Annotated in this window: 22 protein-coding genes and 1 riboswitch; of the genes, 6 read left to right on the top strand and 16 right to left on the bottom strand. The window is 60.3% G+C overall.

The window, feature by feature from the left end:
• Positions 1-29: 29 nt before the first annotated feature.
• The 8 genes from parC to ACYZTU_RS03755 all read right to left on the bottom strand — a co-directional run bounded on the left by parC (position 30) and on the right by ACYZTU_RS03755 (position 8,513).
• The gene (gene parC, locus ACYZTU_RS03790) at positions 30-2,297 is read right to left on the bottom strand and encodes a DNA topoisomerase IV subunit A (protein ID WP_461968132.1); all 2,268 of its coding nucleotides are present in this window, start codon (positions 2,295-2,297) and stop codon (positions 30-32) included.
• Positions 2,298-2,304: 7 nt separating this feature from the next.
• A complete protein-coding gene (locus ACYZTU_RS03785; RefSeq protein ID WP_461968130.1) occupies positions 2,305-2,829 on the bottom strand; it encodes a retropepsin-like aspartic protease family protein in 525 nt (174 codons plus the stop codon).
• Positions 2,826-3,815, bottom strand: a complete 990-nt coding sequence (locus ACYZTU_RS03780; protein WP_461968129.1) for an esterase-like activity of phytase family protein — start codon at positions 3,813-3,815, stop codon at positions 2,826-2,828. The genes ACYZTU_RS03785 and ACYZTU_RS03780 overlap by 4 nt, the downstream gene beginning before the upstream one ends.
• On the bottom strand, positions 3,815-5,719 hold the full coding sequence (gene parE, locus ACYZTU_RS03775; RefSeq protein ID WP_282376659.1) for a DNA topoisomerase IV subunit B: 1,905 nt from the start codon (positions 5,717-5,719) through the stop codon (positions 3,815-3,817). The genes ACYZTU_RS03780 and parE overlap by 1 nt, the downstream gene beginning before the upstream one ends.
• Positions 5,720-5,773: 54 nt before the next feature.
• Positions 5,774-6,382, bottom strand: a complete 609-nt coding sequence (locus ACYZTU_RS03770) for a YqiA/YcfP family alpha/beta fold hydrolase (RefSeq protein WP_461968127.1) — start codon at positions 6,380-6,382, stop codon at positions 5,774-5,776.
• Positions 6,383-6,528: 146 nt separating this feature from the next.
• Positions 6,529-7,344: a 3',5'-cyclic-AMP phosphodiesterase gene (gene cpdA, locus ACYZTU_RS03765; protein ID WP_461968125.1), complete on the bottom strand. Its 816-nt coding sequence runs from the start codon at positions 7,342-7,344 to the stop codon at positions 6,529-6,531.
• A gap of 108 nt (positions 7,345-7,452) precedes the next feature.
• Positions 7,453-7,905: a DUF1249 domain-containing protein gene (locus tag ACYZTU_RS03760; RefSeq protein ID WP_449646196.1), complete on the bottom strand. Its 453-nt coding sequence runs from the start codon at positions 7,903-7,905 to the stop codon at positions 7,453-7,455.
• Positions 7,896-8,513 (bottom strand): NUDIX domain-containing protein, encoded by a 618-nt coding sequence (locus ACYZTU_RS03755; RefSeq protein ID WP_461968123.1) that lies wholly within the window; start codon positions 8,511-8,513, stop codon positions 7,896-7,898. The genes ACYZTU_RS03760 and ACYZTU_RS03755 overlap by 10 nt, the downstream gene beginning before the upstream one ends.
• A 227-nt stretch (positions 8,514-8,740) precedes the next feature.
• Between ACYZTU_RS03755 and ACYZTU_RS03750 the strand changes: the two genes are divergently transcribed.
• A complete protein-coding gene (locus ACYZTU_RS03750; RefSeq protein WP_461968122.1) occupies positions 8,741-9,487 on the top strand; it encodes an RsiV family protein in 747 nt (248 codons plus the stop codon).
• Here the strand turns inward: ACYZTU_RS03750 and cytX are convergent.
• Both cytX and thiC read right to left on the bottom strand, forming a co-directional pair.
• A complete protein-coding gene (cytX, locus tag ACYZTU_RS03745) occupies positions 9,456-10,748 on the bottom strand; it encodes a putative hydroxymethylpyrimidine transporter CytX (RefSeq protein ID WP_461968121.1) in 1,293 nt (430 codons plus the stop codon). The two genes, ACYZTU_RS03750 and cytX, sit on opposite strands and share 32 nt — an antisense overlap.
• A gap of 166 nt (positions 10,749-10,914) precedes the next feature.
• Positions 10,915-12,804 (bottom strand): phosphomethylpyrimidine synthase ThiC, encoded by a 1,890-nt coding sequence (gene thiC / locus ACYZTU_RS03740; protein ID WP_461968120.1) that lies wholly within the window; start codon positions 12,802-12,804, stop codon positions 10,915-10,917.
• Between the two features lie 165 nt (positions 12,805-12,969).
• Positions 12,970-13,075: riboswitch (TPP riboswitch) on the bottom strand.
• A 193-nt stretch (positions 13,076-13,268) separates the two neighbouring features.
• On the opposite strand from thiC, the gene ACYZTU_RS03735 reads away from it, so the two are divergent.
• A complete protein-coding gene (locus ACYZTU_RS03735; RefSeq protein WP_461968118.1) occupies positions 13,269-14,702 on the top strand; it encodes a TolC family outer membrane protein in 1,434 nt (477 codons plus the stop codon).
• A gap of 98 nt (positions 14,703-14,800) precedes the next feature.
• On the opposite strand, the gene waaA is transcribed toward ACYZTU_RS03735, so the two are convergent.
• Entirely contained in the window at positions 14,801-16,078 is a 1,278-nt protein-coding gene (gene waaA, locus ACYZTU_RS03730) for a lipid IV(A) 3-deoxy-D-manno-octulosonic acid transferase (protein WP_461968116.1), read from the bottom strand.
• Positions 16,071-16,991 carry a LysR family transcriptional regulator gene (locus ACYZTU_RS03725; RefSeq protein ID WP_461968115.1) on the bottom strand — a complete coding sequence of 307 codons (921 nt, stop codon included), beginning with the start codon at positions 16,989-16,991 and terminating at the stop codon, positions 16,071-16,073. Before ACYZTU_RS03725 ends, waaA begins: the two co-directional genes overlap by 8 nt.
• Before the next feature lie 103 nt (positions 16,992-17,094).
• On the opposite strand from ACYZTU_RS03725, the gene ACYZTU_RS03720 reads away from it, so the two are divergent.
• The 4 genes from ACYZTU_RS03720 (at position 17,095) to ACYZTU_RS03705 (ending at position 20,518) form a co-directional block, all read left to right on the top strand.
• Positions 17,095-17,427 (top strand): DMT family transporter, encoded by a 333-nt coding sequence (locus ACYZTU_RS03720; RefSeq protein WP_461968113.1) that lies wholly within the window; start codon positions 17,095-17,097, stop codon positions 17,425-17,427.
• Between the two features lie 105 nt (positions 17,428-17,532).
• Positions 17,533-18,708 (top strand): NAD(P)/FAD-dependent oxidoreductase, encoded by a 1,176-nt coding sequence (locus tag ACYZTU_RS03715; RefSeq protein WP_461968111.1) that lies wholly within the window; start codon positions 17,533-17,535, stop codon positions 18,706-18,708.
• A complete protein-coding gene (locus ACYZTU_RS03710; RefSeq protein ID WP_461968109.1) occupies positions 18,705-19,517 on the top strand; it encodes an aldo/keto reductase in 813 nt (270 codons plus the stop codon). The genes ACYZTU_RS03715 and ACYZTU_RS03710 overlap by 4 nt, the downstream gene beginning before the upstream one ends.
• 32 nt (positions 19,518-19,549) lie before the next feature.
• Complete coding sequence (locus ACYZTU_RS03705) at positions 19,550-20,518, top strand: metal ABC transporter ATPase (RefSeq protein ID WP_461968108.1); 969 nt, start codon at positions 19,550-19,552, stop codon at positions 20,516-20,518.
• Between the two features lie 42 nt (positions 20,519-20,560).
• On the opposite strand, the gene hldE is transcribed toward ACYZTU_RS03705, so the two are convergent.
• The 4 genes from hldE to msbA all read right to left on the bottom strand — a co-directional run bounded on the left by hldE (position 20,561) and on the right by msbA (position 26,183).
• Positions 20,561-21,982, bottom strand: a complete 1,422-nt coding sequence (gene hldE, locus ACYZTU_RS03700) for a bifunctional D-glycero-beta-D-manno-heptose-7-phosphate kinase/D-glycero-beta-D-manno-heptose 1-phosphate adenylyltransferase HldE (RefSeq protein WP_461968106.1) — start codon at positions 21,980-21,982, stop codon at positions 20,561-20,563.
• 76 nt (positions 21,983-22,058) lie between these two features.
• Entirely contained in the window at positions 22,059-23,480 is a 1,422-nt protein-coding gene (locus ACYZTU_RS03695; protein WP_461968104.1) for a PIG-L deacetylase family protein, read from the bottom strand.
• A 16-nt stretch (positions 23,481-23,496) separates the two neighbouring features.
• Entirely contained in the window at positions 23,497-24,393 is an 897-nt protein-coding gene (locus ACYZTU_RS03690; protein WP_461970956.1) for a GNAT family N-acetyltransferase, read from the bottom strand.
• Positions 24,393-26,183, bottom strand: coding sequence for a lipid A export permease/ATP-binding protein MsbA (gene msbA / locus ACYZTU_RS03685; protein WP_461968102.1), 1,791 nt, complete (start codon positions 26,181-26,183; stop codon positions 24,393-24,395). The genes ACYZTU_RS03690 and msbA overlap by 1 nt, the downstream gene beginning before the upstream one ends.
• Positions 26,184-26,221 lie beyond the last annotated feature (38 nt).

Here is a 26,221-nt window from a genome sequence, read left to right as displayed (position 1 = left end):
TAAATCGTAGATCGAGCGCTCTAGGACGCTTAATTGAGGTTTTCGACGAGCAGCGCATCTACCCTCTGAAAGCCACGTGGCAGTTTGTTACCACGACGTCCACGCTCACCTTTGTAGTGTTCGAGGTCGTCTGCTTTCAGTGACAAGGTACGTTTTCCGGCCTGCAACACCAACGTGGCGCCATCCGGCAGTACCGCGATGTCCGTGACATATTCTTCGCGACTGGCTACACGCTCACCGGAGATCCCGATGATCTTGTTGCCTTTGCCCTTACCTAATTGTGGCAGATCTCTGATCTTGAAGATCAGCAGGCGACCTTCGGTGGTCACCGAGGCCAGCCAGTTTTGCTCACGATTAGCCACCGGCCGCGGCAGAATCACCTTGGCGTTGTTCGGCAGGCTCAACAGCGCCTTGCCCGCCTTGTTCTTGGCCTGCAGGTCTTCACCCTTGACCACGAACCCGTAACCGGCGTCGGACGCGATCACATACAGCGAATCGTCTTCCGGCATCAGCACGCATTCGAAGCTCGCCCCTGGTGGCGGCGTCAGACGACCGGTCAGTGGTTCGCCCTGGCCACGGGCTGATGGCAGCGTGTGTGCGGCCACGGAATAGCTGCGACCGGTGGAGTCGATAAACACGGCGAACTGGTTGGAGCGACCGGGCGCCAAGGCCTTGAAACCATCCCCGGCTTTGTAGGAAAGCCCGGTGGCGTCGATTTCGTGCCCTTTGGCAGAACGAACCCAGCCTTTTTCCGACAGGACGACGGTCACTTTCTCGTTCGGCAGCAGGTCGTGCTCGGTCAGGGCCTTGGCTTCGGTGCGCTCGACGATGGGTGAACGACGGTCGTCGCCGTAGGTTTCGGCGTCCTTGATCAGTTCGGTGCGTACCAGTTTTTTCAGCTTGGCTTCACTACCCAGCAAGGCTTGCAGCTTGGCCTGTTCCTTGAGCAGTTCATCCTGCTCGGCACGCAGCTTCATTTCTTCCAGCCGCGCCAACTGACGCAAACGGGTGTCAAGAATGTAATCGGCCTGGATTTCGCTCAGGGCGAAACGCGCGATCAGCGCCGCTTTCGGGTGTTCCTCGGTACGGATGATGTGAATCACTTCATCCAGGTTGAGGTAGGCAATCAACAAACCGTCCAACAGGTGCAGGCGGCGCTCGACCTTGTCGAGGCGGAATTGCAGGCGGCGGCGCACGGTGTTGACGCGGAATTCCAGCCATTCCACCAGCAACGCACGCAGGTTTTTCAACTGCGGCTTGCCGTCCAGGCCGATGATGTTGATGTTGACCCGGTAGCTCGACTCCAGTTCGGTGCTGGCGAACAGGTGCTGCATCAGCGCATCGTGGTCAAAGTTTTTGCGTGCGCCCGGAATAATCACGATCCGGCACGGGTTTTCGTGGTCGGATTCGTCTCGCAGGTCAGCGATCTGTGGAGCCTTGGACGGCTTGGCCTGCATCATCGCCGCGATCTGCTCCAGCACCTTGGCACCGGAGACCTGATGCGGCAGCGCGGTAACGATGATGTCGCCGTCTTCAATGTGGTACACGGCGCGCATGCGCACAGAACCCTTGCCGGTTTCGTACATTTTCAGCAGATCGGCGCGGGGCGTGATGATTTCTGCTTCGGTCGGGTAATCCGGGCCCTGAATGTGCTCGCAGAGCTGTTCGACCGTGGCTTTGGGCTCATCGAGCAAACGCACGCACGCTGTCGCGACTTCGCGCAGGTTGTGCGGCGGTACGTCGGTGGCCATGCCCACGGCGATGCCAGTGGTGCCGTTGAGCAGGATGTTCGGCAAACGCGCCGGCAACACCAGCGGCTCGTCAAGGGTGCCGTCGAAGTTCGGGCCCCAGTCCGCGGTGCCCTGACCCAGTTCGCTGAGCAGCACTTCGGAATAACGCGACAGCCGCGCCTCGGTGTAACGCATGGCGGCGAAGGACTTGGGATCATCCGGCGCACCCCAGTTACCCTGGCCGTCGACCAGCGTGTAGCGGTAACTGAACGGCTGGGCCATCAGGACCATGGCTTCGTAGCAGGCCGAATCGCCGTGCGGGTGAAACTTACCGAGCACGTCACCGACGGTACGCGCCGACTTCTTGTGCTTGGAATCGGCGTCCAGCCCCAACTCGCTCATCGCATAGATGATGCGTCGCTGTACCGGTTTCAGGCCATCGCCGATATGCGGCAAAGCACGGTCCATGATCACGTACATGGAGTAGTTGAGGTAGGCATTTTCGGTGAAGTCAGCCAGTGACCGGCGTTCTACACCGTCCAGGCTGAGATCAAGGGAGTCGCTCATGCGGGCCTCATCGGTTCGTTGTCTGGCGCAGCAGCATGGTGCCACCGCGCTGGGTAAATTCAAGTCTGTTCAGCGCGCTCATACCGAGCAGCACTTGTTTGCCATCCAGGCCTGGCACGACGAGGGCGCGCACATCACGCAGCACAATGTCGCCCAGTTGCAGCCGGTCAATGCGGGTTCGATAGCCCTGGGTCAGCCCATTGGCCGTGCTCAGGGTCACCCCGAAACCTTTTTCCAGTTTCAGCCGTTCGGCCATTTCCGCCGGTACTGACACGTCGGTCGCTCCGGTATCGAGCATGAAATCCACCGGCTGGCCGTTGATCTGGCCGCTGGCGACGAAGTGCCCCTGACTGTTGCTTGCCAGTTTCACTTCGATAAAACCTTCACCCTGCTCCGTGCTGACCACGACATTAGGGTTCTGCTGATGCGCTTCCCACTGGCCGAAAAACCGGGTGGCCAGAAACAGCGCCGCGCACCAGGCCAGCACCATAAACACTCGACCGGCGCGTTTGCCCGGTGGCTGCTGACTCATGGCTTGGCACTCCAGCCACCTTCTGGCGCGGCAAAGCGCCAGACGATCGGGCGTTTCTCGCCATCGGCGCGAGCATCGTTGTTGTTGTCGGTACCGATCCACGCTCCCTCTGCGTCGATAACCAACGCTTCGGTCAGGCCGTAGGGATCTGAATAACGGCGATGCGCCTGCAGGGCTTCATCGGCAAACGACCAGCAGCGCTCGACCTTGGCCGTCACCGAATCACGGCGGCAGATCTGGTAAGCGTTGCGTTCAAGGGTGAACAGCTTGCCGTCGAACAGCGATAGATCGGAAAAGTCCCGAGATACCGCTTTGGCTCGGGGAAACTGCGCCGGCTGCATTTCTTTCCCCGCTTCGCTCACCAACACGCAACCCCCATCGCAATCCCAGACCGTCTGTTTGCGCTTGATCAGCAGCAATCCACGACTTTGACGCTCGGCGGCGAGCCACAACTGATCACCCCCCGGATTGATCGCCAGGCCCTCGAACAGCGCATTGAAGTGCAACAGCATGCCACTGGCCCGTGCTTCGCGGACCAGCATCGGCGAGATCTTCAGCCAGGACGTCGGCCCAACGGGCGGCACTTGCAGAACCGCCGCATGGGATTCGCTGACGATGTAGCGATTACCCGCGCTGTCGCAGGCGATGCCTTCGAAATCCAGATCCCCGCCCCGGACAAACGACGCCACCCAGGTCCGAGAACGCAGCCCCCAGGGCAAATCGCTGTTAGGCACCGCAGGTACGTCGATGCCCACGGTTTCAGCCTGCCAGACGGTATCGCGGGTATCGAGGCGGTAAATCTGATCATCATCGCGATCGGACACCGTCCACATATCCTTGCCACACTGGGCCAGTCCCGACAGGTTGCCGCCGCGCATACCGTCTACGGGATGCTCGGACAACAAGCGCAGTTCCGGCACCGGTTTGGCAAACGCCGTCACCGAGGTCAGCAGTAACGCACACGCCAGGGCAAAGCCAACCCGCATCAGCCAAGAACCTCGGCCAGGTTGCCTTTGGATTCCAGCCAGGATTTGCGATCACCCGCGCGTTTCTTCGCCAGCAGCATGTCCATCATTTCTGCTGTAGCGTCGTAATCTTCAAGCGTCAGCTGCACCAGACGCCGAGTGTTCGGGTCCATGGTGGTTTCGCGCAACTGCGGCGGGTTCATTTCACCCAGACCTTTGAATCGCGTGACCTGCGGCTTGCCACGTTTTTTCTCGGCCACCAGACGATCGAGGATGCCATCGCGTTCGGCTTCGTCCAGGGCGTAGTAAATCTCTTTACCCAGGTCGATGCGATACAGCGGTGGCATGGCGACGTAGACGTGACCGGCATCCACCAACGGGCGGAAATGCTGGACGAACAACGCACACAGCAAGGTGGCGATGTGCAGACCGTCGGAGTCGGCGTCGGCGAGGATGCAGATCTTGCCGTAACGCAGCTGGGCGATGTCCGCCGAGCCCGGATCGACACCGATAGCCACGGCGATGTTGTGCACTTCCTGGCTGGCCAACACTTCACTGCCGTCGACTTCCCAGGTGTTCAGAATCTTGCCACGCAACGGCAGGATCGCTTGAAACTCTTTGTCCCGCGCCTGCTTGGCCGAACCGCCGGCGGAATCACCTTCGACCAGGAACAGTTCAGAGCGCATTGGGTCTTGCCCGGCGCAGTCAGCGAGTTTGCCCGGCAGCGCTGGCCCTGCGGTGATGCGCTTGCGTTCAACCTTTTTGCTGGCCTTCAGACGGCGGCCGGCATTGTTGATCGCCAGCTCCGCCAGCAGCATGCCGGTTTCAGGGTGGGCGTTGAGCCACAGGCTGAACGCGTCCTTGACCACACCGGAAACGAACGCGGCCGCTTCACGGGACGACAGACGCTCTTTGGTCTGGCCGGAGAATTGCGGCTCTTGCATCTTCATCGAAAGGACGAACGCGATGCGTTCCCAGACGTCTTCCGGCGCCAGTTTCACGCCGCGCGGCAGCAGGCTGCGGAATTCGCAGAACTCGCGCATCGCGTCGAGCAAGCCCTGTCGCAGACCGTTGACGTGGGTACCGCCCTGAGCCGTCGGGATCAGGTTGACGTAGCTTTCCTGCACGCTGTCGCCACCTTCCGGCAACCACAACAGCGCCCAATCAACCGCTTCTTTATTACCGGCCAGGCTACCGCAGAACGGTTCGTCCGGCAGGCGTTCGAATTCACTGACCGCGTCGACCAGGTAGGAACGCAGGCCGTCTTCGTAATGCCATTCGACTTTCTCGCCGGTGGCCTTGTCTTCAAAACTGACCAGCAGCCCGGGGCACAGAACGGCCTTGGCCTTGAGCACGTGCTTGAGGCGGCTGATGGAGAATTTCGGCGAATCGAAGTACTTCGGGTCCGGCGCAAAAAACACGCTGGTACCGGTGTTGCGCTTGCCGACAGTGCCAATGACTTCCAGCTCGGTTTTCTTGTAACCATTGGCGAAGGTCATCTGGTATTCGTTGCCATCACGCTTGACGCGCACCCGGACTTCGTTCGACAAGGCGTTGACCACGGAAATACCCACCCCGTGCAGACCGCCGGAGAACTGGTAGTTCTTGTTGGAAAACTTGCCGCCCGCGTGGAGCTTGGTGAGGATCAGCTCGACACCCGACACGCCTTCTTCGGCGTGGATATCCACCGGCATGCCGCGGCCGTCATCGCTGACTTCCAGGGAATGATCGGCGTGCAGGATGACCTGCACCGAGGTCGCATGCCCGGCCAAGGCTTCGTCGACGCTGTTGTCGATGACTTCCTGGGCGAGGTGGTTCGGCCGACTGGTGTCGGTGTACATGCCGGGGCGTTTGCGCACCGGGTCGAGGCCCGAGAGGACTTCGATGGCGTCTGCGTTATAAGAGCTAGCGCTGGGAGTGGCCATGGGGTCTCGTCGTCCGTCTTCTATAAAAGTGTTCTGTGGAAAAGAGGCGACGAATCACAGTGCAGTGAAATCGATCACCTGATACAAATCTGCGCCGATGCCGGCAAAACTCAGCATTGCCGGAAGTTGCGCGGCAAAACCCTGGAAACTATGGTCACCGCCGGCCTGGATGCGCAAGGCACAGGCCCGGTAGTACTGCTGGGCGAGGCGGTAGTCCAGCGTTTCGTCGCCGGTCTGCAACCACACCTGATACCGCTGCGGGTCCTGGGGCGCCGGCACTTCCAGCTCGGCCAGGGCCGTCACATGGTCGTGGGTCAATTCCCAGGCCTCATCGGTATACAGGTTTTTCTGCATCCCAAGATACCCGTCGAACATCCGGTGTGGGCTGACGGCAGGGTTGATCAACAGGGCCTTGAGGTCATGGCGCTCGGCCAAGTGAGTCGCATAGTAGCCGCCGAGTGAGCTGCCGACCAGCAGTGGCCGCCCCAGCTCCTCAATCGCCTTGTTTAGCTGACCGATGGCCTCGCGGGGATGGTGATGCAAGGCCGGAACGCGCAACTGATCGCTCAAGCCCAGACGCTCCATCACATCGATCAACTGACAGGCCTTTTTGGAGGCGGGCGCGCTGTTGAAACCGTGGATATATAGGATCGAACCGGACATTTGAGCTCCCTGTGCGTCGGGTAAAGAGGCGCAGTTTACTGTAGGAGCTGTCGAGTGCAACGAGGCTGCGATCTTTTGATCTTGCTTTTAAAACAAAGTCAAAGGATCGCAGCCTCGTTGCACTCGACAGCTCCTACAGGGCTTTGTCAGTAGCCGTTGGAACCGTAATCGACCTCAAAGTCGAACCCGGTGACGCGTTCCACGCCGGTTTCGAGACGGCCATCCGGCAAAAGCCGCAACCAGCGGTACCCAGGGGCTTCGTCACTCACCTTGAAATCATCACTGCCCGGCTCGAACTGGATACAGGTCGAAGGCGAAGCAATCAAACGCACGCCATTGCGAACCTGGTCGATCTCTTGATGCACATGCCCCCACAAAACAGCGCGAACCTGCGGAAAACGATCGAGCACCGCAAACAACGCCTCAGGATTACGCAACCCGATCGGCTCCATCCACGCACACCCGATCGACACCGGATGATGATGGAAACACACCAGATGATGCCGCTGCGGCGCCTCGCTCAACGAACGGGCCAGCAATTGCAGCTGCTCGTCCTGCAAATACCCCGGCACCGAACCCGGCACGGCCGAATCGAGCAACGTGACGCGCCAGTTACCGACATCCACCACCGGCTCCAGCAATGCACTCTGCACGGCCGCTTCGGCCATGATCTGTGGCTCATCGTGATTGCCGGGTATCCAGCGCGCCGGCGCATCGAGCTGCCGGGTCAGGTCGCGAAACAGCTGATAGGACTCCAGCGTCCCGTCCTGAGACAAATCACCGCTGGCGATGATCAGATCAATCTGCGGCTGCTGAACCCGCACCAGCTCGATGACCTTTTGCAGACTGTCGCGGGTATTCATGCCCAACAACGTCCCGTCTGTCTCGGCAAACAGATGACTGTCGGAGAGTTGCACCAGCAACGCCGAATCGGCGGTGGTTAATGTGGATACGCTCGGCAAGGCGTTCTCCCAGGGTTGAATCACGGGATTGGATGAATGCCGCAATTATGCTGGGGGACGATCAAAAGGGGAAACCTGTGAACCTGACGCAGTTCACAACTAGTGCACTCAGCGTACAACCGCGTACTCATGCCCACACGCCAGACAATGGCTCAGCCATTCGCCCAAGAACATATTCAGCTGGGCCTTTTCATCCGGCTGATGCATTGAGGCATTCGGGTAAGGATAGATGCCGCGAAAGCGTCGCGCATGTTCGGCGCTGACCACTTCGGCCATGCATGCGTCGTGATAGACCTGCACTTCCAGTTGCGGCACCGGCAACCACGGCAGGCTATGTTCCTGGCGCACTTGCAAGGTCGTGGTGTACGGACAGACCTGCAGCACTTCGAGGGCCAGCACGCCGAGCATCTGGTCGCCGTGGGTCATGGCAATGCGCCGCGCCTGCGGCTCGTTGCGCATGTCCGGTAGCAGTCGCATCAGGCGCGCGTAGTTGGCCTCGCAGGAGGCTTGCAACCCCACAAGGTCGACCCGATAGCGATCGCGAAGTTTATTTACGACCATAACCCCCTCACTTCAGCGCGGTTCAAAGCAAGCCATTGCAAAGCAATGATGCTGGCCGCGTTGGCAATTCGTCCGTCGCGTACGGCCTGCAGGGCATCTTCAAAGGCCCAGACCGTGACGCGGATATCTTCTGCTTCTTCCTCCAGCCCATGCAAGCCGCCAACCCCGGTACTGTCGCAGCGCCCCAGGTACAAATGCACGAATTCATTGCTGCCGCCCGGCGATGGAAAATATTGGGTCATCGGCCAGAGCGCCCCGAACACAAGCCCAGCTTCCTCCTGCGCTTCGCGGTGAGCAACTGCTTCCGGTTCTTCATCCTTGTCGATCAGACCAGCGACCAGTTCGATCAGCCATGGATTGTCGATTTTGCCCATGGCACCGACGCGAAACTGCTCGATCAACACCACTTCGTCACGTTGCGGATCGTAAGGCAGAACGCACACCGCATCGTGGCGAACAAACACTTCACGATTGATCTCGCGACTCATGCCACCGGCGAACAATTCGTGGCGCAAGTGCACGCGATCGAGCTTGTAGAAGCCCTCGTAGCACCTTTCGCGCCGAACGATCTCAACGGTGGCCGGAATGGCGTTGGCAAAATCAGTCATGACAATCCTCTTACTGAAAATCCGTTACGAGGTTCCTTTTTGTTACTTGCAACCTCGACTTCGCGCCATCCTAACGCGCCCGCGGCGTTTGATGCAGCCCCTTTCCAGACAGCGGGATAGACGGCAGGGCTGTAAACAACTCTAATTAGCTTAGTGGCGAACTGATTACTCCGCTGACAGTCGAAGCGGGTAACTTTTCGCCTTTCCCTGTTTTATGAAGGACGCCCATGTCGCTTTTTAAAATCGCCTCCGTGGCCGCAATCGCCCTGACTCTGGGCGCGTGCCAGAGTTTGTTCCAACCCAACTACCGGGCGCCGCTGGAAACCACCCGCGATGCATCGGAACAGTTGAAACCTGGCTGCACCACGCCTGATTGCCCGTTGGTAAACATTGATACGCTGCGTTTCCCAGACGAACCGCAGTTGGACGGCATCCTCGAAAAACGCCTGCTGCAAATGACCCGCACCTCGCCCGACGCCCCAGTGGCGCCGACGTTGGCAGCGTATCGCGAGCAATTTTTGAGCAGTGCCGGCCCGCGCTACAGCAGTTACCTGCAAGCCAAGGTACGTGAGCAGCATGACGGCTTGGTGATCGTTGAGTTCTCCAGCTACCTGGACACCGGCGGTGCCCATGGCACGCCGGGCCGCAGCTTCATCAACTACTCACGCCAGCAACACAAGGTGCTGACACTGTCGGACATGTTGGTGCCTGGGCAGGAAGAGGCATTCTGGAAAGCCGCGCAGGTGGCGCACAACAGCTGGCTGATCAGCACCAAGCTCGATCAGGAGCCGGAGTTTGTGAAGAGCTGGCCATTCGTGAAAACCCAGAACGTGGCGCTGACCTACGGCGGGGTGATCCTCAAGTACGAAGTGAGCACCATCGCGCCTTACGCGCTGGGTCACGTCGAACTGAAGATTCCTTACCCTCGTCTGAACGGCATTCTCAAGCCCGAGCTGTTCCCTGGCCGTAACTGAAGGCTCGACCCAGCACCAGCTGGAGCAGCCCTGCCAGAATCAGTGACGGCAGGGTTGCACCGATGTCCGGATACAGATTAGCCAGCAAATGATAGGTGCTCACGCCGCCCAACCAGGCGAGCAGCGCCGGCCAGCGCAATGCGGCTGACGCCACAAGAGCACCGCGCTTGCGCAGGATGAAGTGATCCACCAGCACCACGCCAAACAGCGGCGCAAACACCGAACCGATCAATAGCAGGAAGTTCTGGTACTGGACCAATGGTGCCAGACAGGCGATCAGGATGCAGATCACACCGATGACCAGCGCCAGATGCTCGACTTTCAAGCGCAACAGAATCCCGCTGGAAACGGCCGCCGAGTGAATGTCAGCGAACGCTTTTTCGGACTCATCCAGCAGGATCAGCAGCAGCGGAATCCCCAGACCGGCACCGGCCAATGCCAACAGCAAGGCATTCACTTCACCGCTCGGCGCGAATGCCAGGGTGTAAGCCACACCGAGACTCATCAGCCAGAAGTTACCGATAAAGAAGCCCAGCGCCGTGCCGCCGAACACGTTTTTCGCACGCTTGCCGAAACGTGAGTAGTCGGCAATCAGCGGCAACCACGACAGCGGCATGGCGATGGCAATGTCGAAGCCCACGGCGAACGACATCGAATCATCACCGGCCTGCGCCCACAACGCGGCCAGATCGGCTTTGGCGAACAGGTTCCAGGTCAGCCAGATGCACGCGGCCAGCAGCAGCCAGATACCCCACTTGCGCAGGATCTGCCGCACGAACGTCAGCGGGCCGCTGATAGCCAGCAAGGTTGCCAAACCGCCAAAGAACACGGTCCAGAGCAGCGGATTCGACAGCAGACTGCCTTCACTGAACGCCCGCGCGCCGAGCAGACTGGCGGCGTCGCGCATGACGATGATTTCGAACGAGCCCCAACCGATCAGTTGCAGCAGGTTCAGCACGGCCGGCAGGCTCGCGCCTTTTGCACCGAGGCTGAGTTTGAGCGCGGCCATCGACGACAGACCGGTGTCGCTGCCGATCACGCCAACGGCGGCCAGCAACAGAACGCCAACCAGGGTGCCGAGGAAAATGGCCAGCAACGAGCCGGACAGACCCAGACCTGGCGCGAGCAATGCACCGGTCTGCAGGACCATCAAGCCGATGCCGAGAGAGAACCACAGGGAAAACAGATCGCGACCACCGAAGACACGTTTGTCGGTGGGCACCGCGATATCAGGGGAATAAGTGCTGGGTTGAATGCTCAAGGGTGTTATCTCAGAGGGACATTATTTTTGTAACCGCACACTTGTAGGAGCGAGGCTTGCCCGCGAAGACGTAATCACATTCAACATTGATGTTGACTGATACACCGTCTTCGCGGGCAAGCCTCGCTCCTACAAGAGCAGCGCCAGAGCGGCGCTGCGGGTCAGATCAAACCTTCTTGTACAGCTGACTGCCTTCCTGCTTGAACCGCTCAGCCTGTTCCGCCAATCCCTGGGCGACTTCGGCATCGACGGTTTCGATCCGTTGGTTGGCCGCGTATTCGCGGACTTCCTGGGTGATTTTCATCGAGCAGAATTTCGGCCCGCACATGGAGCAAAAATGCGCGACCTTGGCCGAATCCTTCGGCAGGGTTTCATCGTGATACGAACGCGCGGTGTCCGGATCAAGGCCCAGGTTGAACTGATCTTCCCAACGGAATTCGAAACGCGCCTTGCTCAAGGCATTGTCGCGAATCTGCGCACCCGGATGCCCCTTCGCCAGATCGGCGGCGTGCGCGGCGATCTTGTAGGTGATGATCCCGGTCTTCACGTCATCCTTGTTCGGCAGGCCCAAGTGCTCCTTCGGCGTCACGTAGCACAGCATCGCGCAACCGAACCAGCCGATCATTGCCGCACCGATGCCGGAGGTGATGTGGTCGTAGCCTGGTGCGATGTCGGTGGTCAGCGGGCCGAGGGTGTAGAACGGCGCCTCGTCGCAGCATTCCAGCTGCTTGTCCATGTTCTCTTTGATCAACTGCATTGGCACGTGGCCCGGGCCTTCGATCATGCATTGCACATCGTGCTTCCAGGCGATCTTGGTCAGCTCGCCGAGCGTTTCCAGCTCACCGAATTGTGCAGCGTCGTTGGCGTCGGCAATCGAGCCCGGACGCAGGCCATCGCCCAGCGAGAAGCTGACGTCGTAGGCCTTCATGATTTCGCAGATGTCTTCGAAATGGGTGTAGAGGAAGTTCTCTTTGTGGTGCGCCAGGCACCACTTGGCCATGATCGAACCGCCACGGGAAACAATGCCGGTCACGCGTTTGGCGGTCAGCGGCACGTAGCGCAGCAACACACCGGCGTGGATGGTGAAGTAATCGACGCCCTGCTCGGCCTGTTCGATCAGCGTGTCGCGGAACAGCTCCCAGGTCAGGTCTTCGGCAGCGCCGCCGACTTTTTCCAGGGCCTGATAAATCGGCACAGTACCGATCGGCACCGGCGAGTTACGGATGATCCACTCACGGGTTTCGTGAATGTGTTTGCCGGTGGACAGGTCCATGACCGTGTCCGAACCCCAGCGAATGCCCCAGGTCAGTTTCGCCACTTCTTCTTCGATGGACGAACCCAATGCGCTGTTGCCGATGTTGCCGTTGATCTTCACCAGGAAGTTACGGCCGATGATCATCGGTTCCAGTTCGGTGTGGTTGATGTTGGCCGGAATGATTGCGCGACCGCGGGCGATCTCTTCACGAACGAATTCAGGGGTGATGATTTTCGGCACGCTGGCGCCGAAGCTGTGACCGGCGTGTTGCTGGTCCAGCAGGCCAGCGGCGCGAGCCACTTCAAGCTTCATGTTCTCGCGGATGGCGACGTATTCCATCTCGGCAGTGATGATGCCTTTGCGGGCGTAGTGCATCTGGCTGACGTTGGCACCGGCCTTGGCCCGGCGCGGGTTATTCACGTGAGCGAAACGCAGCTTGGTCAGCTCCGCATCGGCGAGACGTTCCTGGCCGAAGTTGGAACTCAGACCCGACAGACGCTCAGTGTCGCCACGGGATTCGATCCACGGCGAACGCACATCGGCCAGGCCTTTGCGCACGTCGATGATGACGTTGGGATCGGTGTACGGGCCGGAGGTGTCGTACACAACCACCGGCGCGTTGATCTCACCGCCGAAGTCGGTCGGGGTCACATCAAGGCTGATTTCGCGCATCGGCACGAGGATGTCCGGGCGAGTGCCCTGAACATAGATTTTTTGCGAGCGAGTAAAAGGCTGAACCGATTGCTGATCGACCTTGGCCGAGTCACTCAGGTTGGTTGCGATTTTTGGTTTTGTAGTCATCACGGGCTCTCCAGACACATCCAGGCAGTGGATTTTTTGTCGGAGCGAACCTGTAAACGAATGGACGCACGCGTCGCTAGAAAACTAGCGGGTGCTGTGCTCAGTGCTCGAGGGGTGTTCGATTGTCGAACAACATCCCGGACGAAGCACAAGAGGACTCGCCGGGTGACGAGAAATCTTGTTCCCTACGCAGGCGCTAACCTGATCAGGTTCAACGGGATCCGAAATTATTCGATCTCAGCCTCATAGCAAGGCACCCCGACAAGAACCCGGCCAGTCTAGACACAACTGCCAAAGAACGCCAACACCGCGGTAAACACCATGATGAATGGCGCAATTAACGGATTGTTGCCGTTCGCGCGCACAACTACACTCGCTACGCTGTGCCGCGCCTTGACGCTGTATGGCGCTGCGCCGTACCTTTGGCGTTCAAATTATCAGCGTAATTTTTTAGGGAAGGCCTCATGCTGCGCAAACTCTCACTGGCCCTTGCCGTGTCTTGTGCGTCCAATGGAATGGCCTGGGCAGCAGAAGCGCCCTTATCGACCAAAACCGATCTGGTCAGCGTCTACCAGGAAGCGGTGGACAACAACGCCGACCTGGCTGCCGCTCGCGCTCAGTACGGCGCGCAGAAAGAAGTCGTACCCCAGGCCCGCGCCGGGCTGCTGCCGAACCTCTCTGGCGGTGCCGAAGTGGCCAACGTGCGCACCTCGATCGACCAGCCCTCGGCCGTTGCCAATCGCAGCGCCCATTCCTATCAGGCGACCCTGGCCCAACCACTTTTCCGTGCCGATCGCTGGTTCCAGTATCAGGCCGCCAAAGACGTCAACGAACAGGCTGCACTGCAACTCTCGGCGACCGAGCAGAACCTGATTCTGCAGACCTCCGAAAGCTACTTCAACGTGTTGCGAAGCCAGGACACCCTCGCCTCGACCAAGGCTGAAGAAGCGGCGTTCAAACGCCAGCTCGATCAGTCCAACGAGCGCTTCGACGTCGGCCTTTCGGACAAGACCGACGTGCTGCAATCGCAAGCCAGTTACGACACCGCGCGGGCCAACCGGATCGTCGCGCAGCGCCAGGTGGATGATGCGTTCGAAGCCCTGATCACCCTGACCAACCGTCAGTACAACTCGATTCAGGGCATCGTCCACACGTTGCCGATTCTGCCGCCGGCACCGAACGACGCCAAATCCTGGGTCGATACGGCCGCCAGGCAGAACTTGAATTTGCTGGCCAGCAACTACGCCGTCAGCGCTGCCGAAGAAACGCTCAAGCAGCGCAAGGCCGGCCACGCGCCCACCGTCGACGCCGTGGCGAAATACGAGAAGGGCGACAACGACGCCATGGGTTTCAGCAACCCGAACGCCTTCGGTCAGCCTTACAGTGGCAACGTCGAGCAAACGACGGTGGGTCTGCAACTGAATATCCCGATCTACAGCGGCGGCCTGATCAACTCCCAGGTGCGCGAATCGTACTCACGCCTTGATCAAACCGAACAGCAACGCGAATCCCTGCGTCGGCAGGTGGTGGAAAACACCCGTAATCTGCACCGCGCGGTGAACACCGACGTCGAACAGGTGCAAGCGCGCAAGCAGTCGATCATCTCCAACCAGAGCGCCGTGGAAGCGACCGAAATCGGTTATCAGGTAGGTACGCGAAACATCGTCGACGTGCTGGATGCGCAGCGTCAGCTGTACACCTCGGTGCGCGACTACAACAACACTCGCTACGACTACATCCTCGACAACCTGCGCTTGAAACAGGCCGCCGGCACCTTGAACCCGGGGGATTTGCAGGACCTGGCGCGTTATCTCAAGGCTGACTACAACCCGGACAAGGACTTTTTGCCGCCGGACCTAGCCAAGGCAGCGGCGGATCAGCTCAAAGCCCGGCCGTAAAAGCAAAAGATCGCAGCCTTCGGCAGCTCCTACAGGGTGTACATCAATCCCATGTAGGAGCTGCCGAAGGCTGCGATCTTTTTTTCCGACGACTCGATCTAACGGTCGATCAACCGCCCCAACCCATCCAACAACCGCTGCAAAGCGCCCTGATTGGTGCGCATCACTTTCAGCCCCGCCTCCGCCATCCGCTGCGCATCGCGCGGCAATTCGAACAATCGCTGCACCGCCAGCGCCAGACCTTCGGCATCCTCTACTTCCTGCAACGCCCCGGCACTGCGCAACTGCGCGGCGATTTCGAGGAAGTTAAACAGGTGCGGCCCGCTCAACACCGGTTTGGCCAGAGCAGCCGGTTCCAGCAGGTTGTGCCCGCCGTTCGGCACCAGACTGCCGCCCACAAAAGCGCTGTCAGCCAAGGCATACAGAAACAGCAACTCACCCATGGTGTCGCCCACCAGCACCGAAGTCTGCGTGGTGACCGGGTCGCCAGTGGACCGACGCACCGTGGCGAAACCCTGTTGCTGACACAACTCGAACACCGAATTGAATCGCTCCGGATGACGCGGCACCAGAATCAGCAACGCATCAGGATGATTGGCCAGCAACTGGCGATGAGCCGCCAGCACCACCTCGTCTTCGCCTTCGTGGGTACTGGCAGCGATCCACACCGGACGCTCCTGGGCCTGCCATTGCGTACGCAACTCGGCGGCACGCTGGAGCAGTGCCGGGTCGATGGTCAGGTCGAATTTGATCGAGCCGGTCACTTTGACCGTTTCCAGGCGCGCGCCCAACTCGCGGAAGCGCTGGGCCTCGGCCTCGGTCTGCACCGCGAACAGGCTCATCTCCCCGAGCATCGGCTGAGTCAGTTTGCCGAAGCGGCCATAGCCCTTGGCCGAACGTTCGGACAGTCGCGCATTGGCCAGTGCCACGGGAATCCCGCGCCTGGCGCATTGATGGATATGGTTCGGCCAGAGCTCGGTTTCCATAATCACTGCCAGTTTCGGCTGGACCCGATCAAGGAATCGCTTCGCTGCGCACGGCAAGTCGTAAGGCAAATAGCAGTGCTGGATTCGCGGTTCGTTGGCGAACAACGCCTGGATTCGCTCGGACCCGGTCGGGGTCATGCAGGTCACGGTAATGGGCAACTGTGGATAACGTTGCAGCAAGGCACGAATCATCGGCGCCGCGGCAATGCTTTCGCCCACCGACACCGCATGCACCCAGATGCCGCCGGGCTTCATCACCGGCAGTCCAAGGGAGAAACGTTCGCCAATGCGCTTGGCGTACGCCGGCGCCTTGCGCGCCCGCAGCCAAAGCCGAATCGCTACCAATGGCAGCCCCAGGTAAAACAGCGCGGTGTAGAGAGTTCTATTCATGGCGGCGGAGTTTATCGGTTTTTTCGCCGATCGCCTGCAAGTGCACGGCAAAACGTTCCGCCAACCAACGAGCCGCCGGCCCCAGAGGTTCATCGCGGCGCCAGACCAGCTCCACCACCAGCGCCGGCGGGGTCCATTCGCTGACCAGTTCGACCATCAAATTCTGATACGCCGGGTACTGCACCACGTGTCGCGGCAGCCAGGCCCAGCCGAGGCCGCGCACCAGCCATTCAGCCATCACGTAAAAACTGTCGGCCCGCCAGACTTGCGGGCTGGCGGGCTCGCTTCCGGGATAGACACTGGACTGTGTGGACATCAGCAACTGTCGATGCTGCGCCAGTTGCTGACAGTCGACCTGAGCCTGTTTCGCCAGTGGGTGGCCGACGCCGCACACCGTGACCATTTCGACGCTGCCCAACACCCGCCGCTCGAGCGCTTCGGGAATCTGGTCGTGATAAAACAGCAGCCCCAGATCGGCCCGACGTTCCACCAGTTTGCGCGCAACATCGCCCTGGGCGGCGCTGGTCAGCTGCACTTCAAGGCTGGGAAATTGCTGAGCCAGGGCTTCGAAGCTTTCGATAATCGGCTGATAGGGCATCGCCTCATCTTGGGCCACACGCAAACGAGCCTCTTGGCCGCGCATCATTGCCAGCGCCCGGCCGTTAAGGCGTTCGCATTGGCGCAGCACTTCCCGCGCCTCGTCCAGCAATGCGTTACCGGCCTCGGTGAGTTTCGGCTGGCGACCGCTGCTGCGGTCGAACAGGCTGACGCCCAGGTCCTCTTCGAGCAGCGCAATCGAACTGCTGACCGCCGACTGCGCCTTGCGCTGATCCCGCGCCACCGCTGAAAACGAACGCTGCTCCGCCACGCTGACAAACAGCCGCAGCTGCTCCAGATTCCATTGCATATTCATGGCTAAACCCATCTTCAGAACAGATAGGTAATGACTTTACCGCATCTGGAGAACCTCTAGAATGCCGACCTCATAAAGCAACACTTCACACGAGGATGCACCCATGACCGCTTACTACTACCTGGCCATCGCCATCTGCGCAGAAGTGATCGCCACCGTTTCGATGAAAGCGGTCAAAGGCTTCAGCACCCCACTGCCACTGTTGTTGGTCATCGTCGGCTACGGCATCGCCTTCTGGATGCTCACGCTGGTGGTGCGCAGCGTTCCGGTGGGCATCGCTTACGCGGTGTGGGCCGGCCTGGGAATCGTGCTGGTCAGTGTGGCGGCGCTGTTTATCTACGGGCAGAAACTGGATGTGCCGGCAATGCTGGGGATGGCGCTGATTGTGTTGGGCGTGGTGGTGATTCAACTGTTCTCCAAAACCGCCGGCCATTAAGCGCGTAGCCAATCCACTGTGGGGGCGAGCTCCCACAGGTGCATCAGCCCCTCCAATCTTCGAGTCTGTATACTGCGCCCTCGTCTTGAACACTGAGGTCGCTGCATGCCATCCGTTATTTCCACCGACGTTCTGATTGTCGGCGCTGGTGTCGCCGGCCTCTGGCTGAATGCGCGCCTGCACCGCCAGGGTTTTTCGACCGTGTTGGTGGAAAGCGCCAGCCTCGGCGGCGGGCAGAGCGTGAAGTCTCAGGGCATCATCCACGGCGGCGCCAAGTACGCGTTGCATGGCGCCCTGACCGGTGCGTCGGAAGCCATCGCCGACATGCCTCGGCGCTGGCGTGAAGCCCTGGCCGGTGACGGCGAGCTGGATCTGACCGGCGTGCGCCTGTTGTCCGAAGCCCATTACCTCTGGTCCCCCGGTACGATCGCCGGCAACCTCACCAGTTTCTTCGCCAGCAAAGCGGTGCGCGGCCGTGTCGATCAGGTCAAGGGTGAGCAGCTACCACCCGCCTTGCAAGACAAGCGCTTCAAGGGCAAGGTCTATCGATTGGCAGAACTGGTGATCGACGTGCCGAGCCTGATTCAGCGCTTGGCCGATCTGGCGGGTGATGGTTTGCTCGCCGGCCAGAAAATCGAACCGTTGCTGGAAGGTGGCGTTCTGGTTGGCCTCAAAGTTGACGAGCGCGAAATCCGCGCCCAGCGCATCGTGCTCAGCGCCGGGGCCGGTACGGCGGCGTTGCTCGAAACCCTGGGGCTGAGCCAGCCCGCCATGCAACGCCGGCCGCTGCACATGATCATCGCCAAAGGCCCGGGCCTCAAACCGCTGTACGCCCACTGCCTGGGCGGCGGCACCAAACCGCGCATTACCGTCACCACCCATCCGGCCGCCGATGGCCAATGGGTCTGGTACTTGGGCGGCGATATCGCCGAAGCAGAAGGTGTCGCTCGTGAACCCGCGGCACAAATCGCCACGGCGCAGAAAGAACTCGGCCAGTTGCTGCCATGGATCGACCTGAGCACGGCGCAATGGGCGACCTTGCGAGTGGATCGCGCCGAGCCGCTACAATCGGGGCTGACTCGCCCCGACAACGCATTTCTTGTCGAAGAGGGTCGGTTGCTGGTCGGTTGGCCGACCAAACTGGCCCTCGCGCCAGACTTCGCCGACCGGGTCATCGCCTCCTTGCAGCGCGACGGCATCCAGCCAAGCCACTCGACGCCGCTGCCCGACCTGCCAAAACCGCCGATGGGCGTCCCTGCCTGGGAGCAACTGCTGCCATGAGCCAACCGACCCTGCACGATCTGCATCGCCCACTGGGCAACACCGGCTTGCTGGTTTCGCCGCTGGGCCTGGGCACGGTAAAACTCGGCCGTGACCAAGACGTGAAATACCCCAACGGTTTCCAGATTCCCGATGACGACGAAGCGCGCATGCTGCTCAACCTCGCGCGCGACCTGGGCATCAACCTGATCGACACTGCCCCGGCTTATGGCCGCAGCGAAGAGCGCCTCGGCCCGTTGCTGCGTGGGCAGCGTCAGGATTGGGTGATCGTCAGCAAGGTCGGCGAAGAGTTTACCGACGGCCAGTCGAGTCACGATTTCAGCGCCGCCCACACGCGATTGTCGGTGGAACGCAGCCTGCAACGCCTGGAAACGGATTGTATCGACCTGGTGCTGGTGCACTCCGACGGCAACGACCTGGCGATCCTCAACGACAGCGAAGTCTATGCGACTCTCGCGGCGCTGAAGAGCGAGGGCAAGATTCGCGGCTTCGGTTTTTCCGGCAAAACCGTCGAAGGCGGTTTGAAGGCTCTGGAACAAGGTGATTGCGCCATGGTCACCTACAATCTGAACGAACAGAACGAGAAGCCGGTCATTGACTATGCTGCTGCTCACGGCAAAGCCATTCTGGTCAAAAAAGCCCTCGCCAGCGGCCACGTCTGCCTGAGTCCGGGCGTGGACCCAGTGCGTGCAAGCTTCGAGTTGTTGTTTGAACATCCGGGTGTTGCCAGTGCTATTGTCGGGACCATCAATCCGCTGCACCTCGCCCATAACGTCGCGACCGTTGCCCAGGTCCTACGTAGAAACTGATGCCGCCCACGCGGCCTTAAGCAGGAGCCGACATGCCGCGTACGCTCATAAGAAAGAACCCGAGCAACTTCAAGACCCTGCCGTTATTCGTCGAAGCGACTCCCGAAGGCCTGAGTTATCAAAGCGTCGGGATGCCGCTCAATTTCTCCCAGACCCTGCAACGTCGCCGCCCGGTGACGGTAGCCGACACTCAGCGGTTTTCGCTTGAGCTGGCCAATCTCGGGGTCTCTGTGCGCCTGACCCTGCATTGGCAAAATCGCGATTACTGGGTGCTGGTGCGTCAGCGTCGGCAGGATCGGGGCGATGTGGTGCTCAAGCTGATCTCCGGTTACGTGCCGGCCCATGAGCTGAACCTGCCGCTGCACACGGCAATCCAGGAGATTGCCGAAGAATGCCTGTTGGAAACGCCGGAAGGCTGGCTCGGCGGGCGCTTCAACGACACTTGGCTGCCGGCGCCCTACTCGTCCGCCCTGCATTATCGCGAGGCTTTGCCGTTTCGCCTGACGCCGCTGTCTGGTTCGGCGCGGCCAGTGCGTTGCGCCAAGATGCAGTTGATCGAACGCCCGTGGGCTTACGTGCATTTGCCGACGGCCTCGCTGCAATTGATCTATGACTTGCGCCTGGACGTGCCCAAGGAAGCCAAATCCTTGAGTTTGTTTCACGTCGACGAACGACTGGAAGGTGATCAACTGGTGGCCCGTCTCGATCGCAAGCGTCCCGATTTGTATTTGATGCCGCTGCAGGACGGCCAACCGATGGCTGAACTCTATACCTTGAAAAAGGATCAGCTGTACCCGGCGAGTACTCGCGGGTTGTATCTGGCAGAGAGTTTCGCCCAGCAGGAAGGTTGGCTGGTGCGCGATGAGCGGATTCGCTGGAAGGATTGGGTGCGGCAACAGGGCTTGAGCCCGCCGGGGAAGGATTCGGGTCTGGCGCGGTTGCGGGGAAAAGCAAAACAACTGCTGAAGAAAATCGTGCCCCGTAAAAAAGTCAGCTCTTGAGCTTGATCGTTCCCACGCTCTGGTGGGAACGATCATACAGGGTCAGTTATTGCGGATCTTCTCGACTATCGCTGTGGTCGAGCTGTTTTCCACCAGCCCCAGCACTTTCACCGTCCCGCCGTAAGCGGTCACGATGTTCGCGCCGACCACTTGCTCGATCCCGTAGTCCCCACCCTTGACCAGCACATCCGGCTTGACCTCGCGCAGCAGGTTTTCCGGGGTGCCTTCGGCGAAACTGATCACCCAATCCACGGCGCCCAGACCTGCCAGTACAGCCATGCGACGGTCGACGCTATTGATTGGACGGCCCGGACCTTTCAGGCGGCTGACCGACGCATCGTCGTTGACCGCAACGATCAAGCGATCGCCCTGAGCTCGTGCCTGCTCTAGGTAGGTCACGTGGCCGGCGTGCAAAATGTCGAAGCAGCCGTTGGTGAAGACGATCTTCTCTTTATGCGCACGCGCATCATCGACCGCCAGCAACAGCTGCTCAAGGCCGAGCACCCCGCGCTCCGATCCTTCCTCACGCTGGATAGCGCGACGCAGTTCCGGCGCGCTGATGGCCGCCGTACCGAGCTTGCCCACCACAATGCCCGCCGCCAGGTTGGCCAGGGCCACCGCGTGAGGCAGTTCTTCGCCAGCGGCAATGGCGGCCGCCAGGGTGGAAATGACCGTGTCGCCGGCACCGGTCACATCGAACACTTCACGGGCACGGGCCGGCAGGTGCAGTGCCGGATGGTCCGGACGCAGCAGAGTCATGCCGTGTTCGCCGCGGGTCACCAGCAAGGCGCCGAGGTCGAGATCGTGCATCAGCTGCGCGCCCTTGCTCACCAGCTCGTGCTCATCGGCGCAACCACCGACGATGGTTTCGAACTCACTGAGATTCGGAGTGATCAGGCTCGCACCCCGGTAGATCGAGAAATCTTTGCCCTTTGGGTCGGCCAGCACCGGAATGCCACGGGCACGGGCGGCCTGGATCAGCGCCTGATGGTTTTTCAGCGCGCCTTTGCCGTAGTCGGACAGCACCAGCACCTTGATGCCTTCGAGCAATTCGTCGACTTGCGCGCCCAACGCCAGGGCGTCGGTGGCGAAGGGTTCTTCGAAGTCGATACGCAGCAGTTGCTGGTGACGGCTCATGACCCGCAGCTTGACGATGGTCGGCTGGTGCGCGATGCGCTGGAACAACGCCCGCACGCCAGCGCCCTTGAGGCTATTGGCCAGGCTGTCGGCAGCTTCATCGTCGCCGGTCACGCCGACCAGCGAGGCGGGTGCGCCGAGGGCGGCAATGTTCAACGCAACGTTGGCGGCACCACCCGGGCGGTCCTCGATTTGCTCGACCTTGACTACCGGTACCGGCGCCTCAGGGGAAATCCGTGAGGTACCACCATGCCAGTAACGGTCGAGCATGACATCGCCGACCACCAGGACAGGGGCCTGATCAAATCGTGGCATGGATAACTTCATGGAAACTCCAGGGGCGATAAAAGCGTCGCGGATAATAACATAGCGAAAGAGTGCGGCCGCACGCGAGACAAGGGGTTCAGCGGCGGTCATCCTGTGGTGGGGCATCCAGCGGACGCACCCAGAATAGTTCGTGTCGGCGCACCGCTTTGCGGAAGAACTCGTCTTCACCGGTGCGTGGCCAGCGACGGCCGGCCAACAACCGCTGAATCACTCGGCGCAGACGTCTTTTGAGCGGTGGACGGCCCTGCAGATCGTGCTGCATACCCAGGGCCATGGCTTTGTCCATGCGGGTTGGCGCATCCAGCAACGGGCTCCATAGCCCGTCGGCCGGTAACGGTTCAATGGTCGGCGGCAGGGCAATGCCATAACCCGCCGGACCCATTGGCCAGAGATCATTGTTGTGCAGGTGATTGGCGTAGAGCAGCAGGGTACGCGGGCGCCAGGTACTGAGTTCAATTGCCTCCATCAAGGCGCGAGTGCTGGCGACATGATCGCTGTGGGGGTCCAGTTCGGGATGGGGCGTCAGCACCGCCTCGGGCCGGTGATGCTCAAGTAGACGCGCCAGATCAGCCACCAGGTTGCGCCAATGGGGCTGGCCATCGACGTCACCCGGCAGGCTCAGGGCATTGTGTCGGCGCACGTCGCGAATATCGCTCTCCCCCGACTCCCGGGAACCGAAGCTTTGCTCCGGCTGCTGCGCCATCGCACTCAATTGCAGGCAATAGTAGCCCAATTGCACACACTGCTGTTGCGGCACCCCGCCCCACAGCGGCACCGCCAGGCTGTCCCAACTGCGCAGACGACCCTTGAGACGGGCGGCCTGAGCGGTGTCGAGGCCCATATCGCGGTAGTTCTCGGCCTCAATCTCGCCTTGGGTCAGCGTGACGATAGCCACCTCGGACGCCCGGCTATAGAGACCGAAAGCCGCCAGTTCGGCGTCATCGGCATGGGGGGCGATGATCAGCAGGCGCTGCTGGCCAAAATCCGGATTGCTCAGGGCGTGCAAAGTCGCCTGTGGCGCCAGGCTGCAAAAGCGTCCACGTAGTGTCAGGGTCCCGGCAGTCAGTGCAGGACCTTGCCCGGACAGATTGAGAAAACGCTCTCCCGCAACACCGCGCTCCAGGTCCTGACGATCGTCACCGATCCATACCTGGGGATCAAGAAAGCGCCCCAGCCAGTGGCTCTTGAGCCGCACCTGCAAAACCAGGGTTTGCGCCACGCCAAAGTCACCCGCCACCTGCAAGGTGCCATTGACCAGGGCTGCGGGGAACTGCGGCGTATCCTCCGGAAAATCATAGTGATAATCGTCGCCCGGGGTATAGAACAGATGGTCGGCGAACCACGCCTCATGGGCGACCCAGCCCAGCAGCAGGAACAGCGGCAACGGCCACCATGCGACAAAAATGCCGAATAGTAATGCAGCCAATAACGCACCGATCAATACCACGCGTTTGCGTTGGCGATGGCATTTAAGCAACTGTTGCTTGCGTCCGCTCATGGCTGCTTGTCCTTGCTCAAACCTGGTAGACCGGAACCTGGTGACACCAGCGATCCTTGTATTCGCGATCCGCGCGGCCGAACGAGTAACGCAGCGGCTTGCCCACGGCCCGGGCCTGCTCCCACGCGGCTTGGGTGTTGACGAAACTGAGCACACTGCCGGGGCTGAACTCGCGGTTCTGCGGGTCGACACCGCCGTTAATGTATTCCAGGCTGACCCACTTGGGCGCCTCGACCTGGTACAGAATCTGGATCGCCACCGGCTCGTCGTTCAGGTAGATCAAGGACCCAGTCATGAACTCACGCAACAGGCTGAACACTTCAGCCAGGTGCGCCTTGCCCGGTGCTTCAAAGTTCCAGCGGCGCTGGAACAGGTCGGCATAGATGGTCGCCTGTTCGCTGGCGTTCAGCTCCAGCATCGGCCGGATATTGCCGCCCGCCTCTTCCAGCAAACGCTGTTCACGACGCTGGTTGTAGCGAAACTTCTTGCTGTAGTCCTCGGGCTCACGAGCCAGCGCCAGGCCTTCAGGCTGCTCAGCGAGGCTGGTAATGCTTTTGGCATTGAGTTCGGACACATAACGCATGCAATGCCGCACACGAACCCGGGCGTCTTCGGCAGCCGGCAGGATGATCTCGGCATTGCCGAGATCGATCAGGCCACGTTTGCCTTCACGCTTGAGCACGTCCTTGGACAAGGCCACATGACGGCCCCAGGTCGGCATCGCGGCGCACAATTCACCGTCGACGAACCAGCCCAGATAGCGCACCGGGATGCCTACTAGCCCGGCCAGGCGCTGAACCACTTCGGGGTGAGTCGCCACGCTGCCGCCAAACTGTTGCCAGGCCTGGGCGTAAGCCGTGACATCAATGGGCGTCCAACCGCTTTCTCGCCAAGCCCGCCAGTAACTCAAAATCAAACGTAGGACCCCGTCATCGCCTCGTTAGTGCTTTCAACGAAGTCCTTCTCGTGCAGGCGTGCGTAGAAACCATTCAGCGCCAGCAGCTCGGCGTGGGTGCCGCGTTCCACGATGCGGCCCTGGTCCATCAGGAGGATCAGGTCAGCCTTCTCGATGGTCGACAAGCGGTGAGCGATCACCAACGTGGTGCGGCCCTTCATCACTTGATCCAGGGCCGCCTGGATGTGGCGTTCGGACTCGGTGTCGAGGGCCGAGGTGGCCTCATCGAGGATCAGCAATGGCGCATTCTTGAGCAGTGCCCGGGCAATCGCCAAACGCTGGCGCTGACCGCCGGAAAGCAGCACGCCATTTTCGCCCACCAAGGTGTCGTAGCCCTGAGGCATTTGCTCGATGAACTCGGCGGCGTAAGCATCTTCGGCAGCCTTGCGCACGTCTTCGAACGGCGCGCTGGCGAGGTCGCCGTAGGCGATGTTATTGGAGACGCTGTCGTTGAACAGGGTGACCTGTTGGGTTACCAGGGCAATGTGACGACGCAGGTTGGTCAGCTTGTATTCCTCGACATCCACACCGTCGAGCAGGATCTGGCCCTTGTCGTGGTGATAGAAACGCGGAATCAGGTTGGCCAAGGTTGACTTGCCGCTGCCCGAACGACCCACCAGAGCGACCATCTGGCCCTCTTCGGCGGTAAAGGAAACATCGTTGAGCACGACCTTCTCGGTGCCCGGGTACTGGAAGCTCAAGTTACGCACTTCCAGGCGACCGCTGACGCGCGCCATTTCCTTGGTGCCAGTATCGACTTCCGGTTCTTCGTCGAGCTGCTCGAAGATGCTCTCCGCACCGGCCAGCCCCTTCTGGATCGTGGCGCTGACTTCCGACAACTGACGAATCGGCTTGGGTAACAAACCAGCGGCGGTGATGTAGGCAATCAGTTCGCCAGCAGAGGCATCGCCGCGAAGGTAAAGCACTAGGTACATCAACACGGCCATGCCGATGTAAATCACCAGTTGCAGTACCGGAGTGTAGATCGACTGAGTGCGGGTCATGCCCAGGCTGCGGTTCATGTTGTCGGCGCTGGCGTTGTGGAACCGCTCGATTTCGTAGGTTTCACCGCCAAAGCTGCGAACCACGCGGTAGCCATGGATCGTCTCCGAAGCCACATGGGTCACATCGCCCATAGCAACCTGGATTTTTTTGCTTTGCTTGCGAAATTTCTTGCTTGCGCTACTCACCAGAACCGCGATGAACGGCAGGATTGCCAGCAATACCAGGGTCATTTTCCAGTTGCTATACAGTAGATAACCGAATAAAAACACCACCGTCAGGCCTTCACGGATCACCACCTTGATCGCATCGGTGGCGGCGCCGGTGACCATGGTCACGTTATAGGTAATGCGGGAAATCAGGTGACCGGAATTATGTTTGTCGAAGTAGCGGTTAGGCAGGGTCAACAGATTGTCGAACAAGGCGCAACGCAGATCGTGGACCACGCCACGGGCAACCTTGGCCAGGTAGTAGTTGCCCAGAAATGAGCCGACACCCTGATAGACCGCAATCAGAACGATCAACAACGGTACGCCGAGCACCAGCGAGACACCCAGAAACTTGGTGTCATTGGGTTTCTGCAGGGCGTCGAGAAAATGTTTGAGCATGTCCGCCAGCATCGGCTGGCTGGATGCGAATAGCACGAAGCCGACAATACTGATGGCGAAAGCGCCCCAGTACGGGAGCACATATTTCAGCAACCGCAGGTAAATCTTCATGCTCGACTGCTGGTCGGAATTGGCCATTCGGCGCGCCTCGTATGTTTGAAAAAGACAGACAAGCT

The organism is Pseudomonas sp. HLT2-19-2 (assembly GCF_054898005.1).
The sequence above is the reverse complement of the archived record's forward strand: the minus strand, read 5'-3'. Positions and strand labels throughout refer to the sequence as shown.

Excerpts from the sequence above, each read along its gene's own strand:
- hldE (WP_461968106.1), bottom strand. The coding sequence starts at position 21,982 with ATGAAGTTATCCATGCCACGATTTGATCAGGCCCCTGTCCTGGTGGTC.
- ACYZTU_RS03735 (WP_461968118.1), top strand. The coding sequence starts at position 13,269 with ATGCTGCGCAAACTCTCACTGGCCCTTGCCGTGTCTTGTGCGTCCAAT.
- thiC (WP_461968120.1), bottom strand. The coding sequence starts at position 12,804 with ATGACTACAAAACCAAAAATCGCAACCAACCTGAGTGACTCGGCCAAG.
- ACYZTU_RS03755 (WP_461968123.1), bottom strand. The coding sequence starts at position 8,513 with ATGACTGATTTTGCCAACGCCATTCCGGCCACCGTTGAGATCGTTCGG.
- waaA (WP_461968116.1), bottom strand. The coding sequence starts at position 16,078 with ATGAATAGAACTCTCTACACCGCGCTGTTTTACCTGGGGCTGCCATTG.
- ACYZTU_RS03705 (WP_461968108.1), top strand. The coding sequence starts at position 19,550 with ATGCCGCGTACGCTCATAAGAAAGAACCCGAGCAACTTCAAGACCCTG.
- ACYZTU_RS03710 (WP_461968109.1), top strand. The coding sequence starts at position 18,705 with ATGAGCCAACCGACCCTGCACGATCTGCATCGCCCACTGGGCAACACC.
- ACYZTU_RS03785 (WP_461968130.1), bottom strand. The coding sequence starts at position 2,829 with ATGAGTCAGCAGCCACCGGGCAAACGCGCCGGTCGAGTGTTTATGGTG.
- ACYZTU_RS03770 (WP_461968127.1), bottom strand. The coding sequence starts at position 6,382 with ATGTCCGGTTCGATCCTATATATCCACGGTTTCAACAGCGCGCCCGCC.
- ACYZTU_RS03715 (WP_461968111.1), top strand. The coding sequence starts at position 17,533 with ATGCCATCCGTTATTTCCACCGACGTTCTGATTGTCGGCGCTGGTGTC.
- msbA (WP_461968102.1), bottom strand. The coding sequence starts at position 26,183 with ATGGCCAATTCCGACCAGCAGTCGAGCATGAAGATTTACCTGCGGTTG.
- ACYZTU_RS03725 (WP_461968115.1), bottom strand. The coding sequence starts at position 16,991 with ATGAATATGCAATGGAATCTGGAGCAGCTGCGGCTGTTTGTCAGCGTG.
- parE (WP_282376659.1), bottom strand. The coding sequence starts at position 5,719 with ATGGCCACTCCCAGCGCTAGCTCTTATAACGCAGACGCCATCGAAGTC.
- ACYZTU_RS03780 (WP_461968129.1), bottom strand. The coding sequence starts at position 3,815 with ATGCGGGTTGGCTTTGCCCTGGCGTGTGCGTTACTGCTGACCTCGGTG.
- ACYZTU_RS03750 (WP_461968122.1), top strand. The coding sequence starts at position 8,741 with ATGTCGCTTTTTAAAATCGCCTCCGTGGCCGCAATCGCCCTGACTCTG.
- parC (WP_461968132.1), bottom strand. The coding sequence starts at position 2,297 with ATGAGCGACTCCCTTGATCTCAGCCTGGACGGTGTAGAACGCCGGTCA.
- ACYZTU_RS03760 (WP_449646196.1), bottom strand. The coding sequence starts at position 7,905 with ATGGTCGTAAATAAACTTCGCGATCGCTATCGGGTCGACCTTGTGGGG.
- ACYZTU_RS03720 (WP_461968113.1), top strand. The coding sequence starts at position 17,095 with ATGACCGCTTACTACTACCTGGCCATCGCCATCTGCGCAGAAGTGATC.
- ACYZTU_RS03695 (WP_461968104.1), bottom strand. The coding sequence starts at position 23,480 with ATGAGCGGACGCAAGCAACAGTTGCTTAAATGCCATCGCCAACGCAAA.